A 2,681-nucleotide genomic window follows, 5' to 3' on the forward strand; every position below is an offset into this window, starting at 1 on the left:
AAACCCGTGCGGATTATTATCACTTCTCGAAACATTGCGAAGAGCACCTTCTGTCAGCAGGCTTCTTTTCAGAATGCTGGTAGTGCGGATAATACTTTGTCTGGCATAACATCTAAAACGATATGGATATTCACGGATATCGATGCTCACACTGTCAATCTGGATCGACTGGCTGATATTTCCCGATATAATGCCCGAATAAAAATTATTTTCCTTCAGGTCATCATAGATGCGTTTTGCACTGTCGTCTGCCAGATAAAGCGCTTTTGTGATGTTCGTTTTAATGACCTTATCATCGGGATCAAGCGTAAAGAAAAACTTGTGAAATGTTTTCACATGATCCCTTGCCTCCACAGCAATATTATCTTTTCTTTCTGAAGCATAAGCTTCAAGCGCTTTGCCGTTTGCCAGAATATAGACTTTATCCTGCATAAGGTTTACTGTCTGCAAGCTCTTGTAAACAGCGTAACAGCTTATAATTATACAGCCTGAAATTACAAGCATTGAAAATCCTCTCACATATCTGAAAGCGTTATCTATATTTTTCATTTTAGTAAACATGGGATGTTGATTTAAGTCTGTTTTGAATTTCCTTTGAGCCTGTCATTCAAATAATTTCCTTTATCAGCGAAATATGGACTGCTTCCTGCTGTGGAAGCCATGCTGCTTGTCATTCTACGGTCTGCATCTCCCATCGCATCGGCAGCCATTCCCACCGCATTTGAGGACGTTCTCACAACAGAACTGGCTGAACTCCCGAACAGGCTTGTCACTTTCTGGCCAAGCGCCCCGCCTCCGCCAGCATGCACTATATAATTGGCAACAGAGGGCACAGTAAAATATCCGATGATGCCTATTATCATGAAGATTAAGTATGCAATATCAGTCCTGCTGAAAAAAGTATCTCCCGTTGCCTGCACCTGCGAAAGATCCAGTTTAAGCATCAGTTCCTGAATCTTTCCGATTATGCTGCCGAAAATATTGGCAACGGGAAGCCAGAGGTAAATATTAATATATCTGGCAAGCCAGACTGTAAGCGTGTGCTGGAAACCGTCAAATACTGCTATTCCAAATACCAGCGGTCCTAAAATGGATAGTACCACCAGCTGGAAAGTCCGAAGGGTATCGATGCATAAAGCCGCCGCCTCAAAGAGCACACGCAAAATCTCGCTCAACCATTCCTTAACAGAATTTCTAAAGCTGTAAGAGGCTTTCTCCATAGCAAACTTTACATCGTTTCCAATGCCTGCCAGCATGCTTTCGTCTGAAGGATCCGCACCGTCATGTGTATACTTATACCATCTGTCCCTGTCTCCCGTTCCAGCCGCTCCGACATACATCTTCCAGGGATCAGTTTCTTTTATAGCTTTTTCCTTCTCTTTAAGAAGCACTGCAACTGCATTGTTGGAACCTGTGACCATAGCGGCAGTTGCCGTTACAGTGGGTTTCATAACTCCATTGATAAGTGCGAGTACCGATGGAAAAATCATGATGCAGAATCCAATTACAAACGGACGGAAGAGCGGATAAAAATCAATTGGCTCGGCGCTTGCAATATGTCTCCAGACTCTTGAAGCTATGTACCATAGCGATCCAAATCCGGCTATTCCCTGCCCTACTGCTATTAGATTAGAACACAAGGGCATCATTTCATCATAAAGCTGGTCTAAAACACCATGAAGACTGCTCATATCATCACCAAGTCCCTGTGCTATTATCGGCACAGGAAAAAGCAATACCATAAGTACTGCCGGTAATCTTTTTTTATTTAATGCTATCATCATTCTTTAGTCTTTAAATGCCTGTAATGCTCTTGACGCGTCAACATCATTTTTCTCCTTAGCTCTCTGAATAGCCAGCACATTGAATGATGCGTTAAAATTTCGTACAAAAAGAAGTTTATCCTGCATCTGCTCATATATATCGTCAACTGCCTTTAGCCTATCGTCATCAGACATCCTGAGTTTATCAGCAGTTATGACCATCGTTAGTTCATCGAGATTTCGAAGACTCTGATTAAGCAAATTGCCATATACTTTTTCAAAATAATTTATTTCCCCTCCGCTGAAATTCCCGCTTTTTATAAATTGGTTCATTCCGCTGCGGCTTTCCTTAACTATTGAAATCTGATAATCTACAATCTCTGCTACCCTTTTGTAATTCTTTACCGCCGGACTTACCTGCATCAGTGCGTCCAGAAAGGTTTTATGAAGACTGAAATTTCCTTCAGTCATATCTTTAACCGTTTTATATCCTCCTGAAAGCAGCTCATATCCCTTTTTCATGTCACTGAGAATTTTCTTGAACTGGGAAAGCTTTTCAATATTCAAAATCAGCTGCTGGATTTCTGCTGACTGCGCTTTTGATTTATCAGGAATAAGAAAGATGCAGATAACTGCCATAAACAATACTATCTTTTTCATCGTCATCTATTTTATAATCCATACAATTCATTTACATCCTTAGAATCCTTTTTATCTGCAGATTTTGAAATCGACAGCAGTCTGGCCTCACTGCTGAAAGAAAGGCAGAAATTATAATCCTCTAGCATCGTTTTGTGCAGCAGGTCAATGCGCTCAAGTCTCTGATCATCTTTTAGTTCCAGTTCAGTATCGGTGATAACAGCCAGCAGCTCATCGAGAGTCTGGCTGCAGTTCTGCAGCAGTTTCCCAAAAGACCTC

The 2,681-nt window shown here is 41.4% G+C and carries 3 protein-coding genes and 1 pseudogene; all 4 read right to left on the reverse strand.

Translation table 11 applies throughout. The features are described 5' to 3' along the window. Window positions 1-549 (reverse strand): conjugative transposon protein TraK (gene traK / locus GSY47_RS26480; protein ID WP_246611272.1); only part of this gene is annotated, 549 nt, incomplete at its 3' end. A gap of 23 nt (window positions 550-572) precedes the next feature. Beyond that, window positions 573-1,784 (reverse strand): conjugative transposon protein TraJ, encoded by a 1,212-nt coding sequence (gene traJ / locus GSY47_RS26485; RefSeq protein WP_219071398.1) that lies wholly within the window; start codon window positions 1,782-1,784, stop codon window positions 573-575. Between the two features lie 3 nt (window positions 1,785-1,787). After that, window positions 1,788-2,423, reverse strand: coding sequence for a TerB family tellurite resistance protein (locus tag GSY47_RS26490; RefSeq protein ID WP_219071399.1), 636 nt, complete (start codon window positions 2,421-2,423; stop codon window positions 1,788-1,790). An 11-nt stretch (window positions 2,424-2,434) separates the two neighbouring features. Further along, a pseudogene (locus GSY47_RS26495) lies at window positions 2,435-2,681 on the reverse strand (hypothetical protein); the annotation flags it as partial.

It is taken from the genome of Flavobacterium quisquiliarum (assembly GCF_019308285.1).
GTDB classification, from domain to species: domain Bacteria; phylum Bacteroidota; class Bacteroidia; order Flavobacteriales; family Flavobacteriaceae; genus Flavobacterium; species Flavobacterium quisquiliarum.

Bases quoted from the DNA above. Each gene is read 5' to 3' on its own strand.
- traJ (WP_219071398.1), bottom strand. From the start codon at position 1,784: ATGATGATAGCATTAAATAAAAAAAGATTACCGGCAGTACTTATGGTA.
- GSY47_RS26490 (WP_219071399.1), bottom strand. From the start codon at position 2,423: ATGAAAAAGATAGTATTGTTTATGGCAGTTATCTGCATCTTTCTTATT.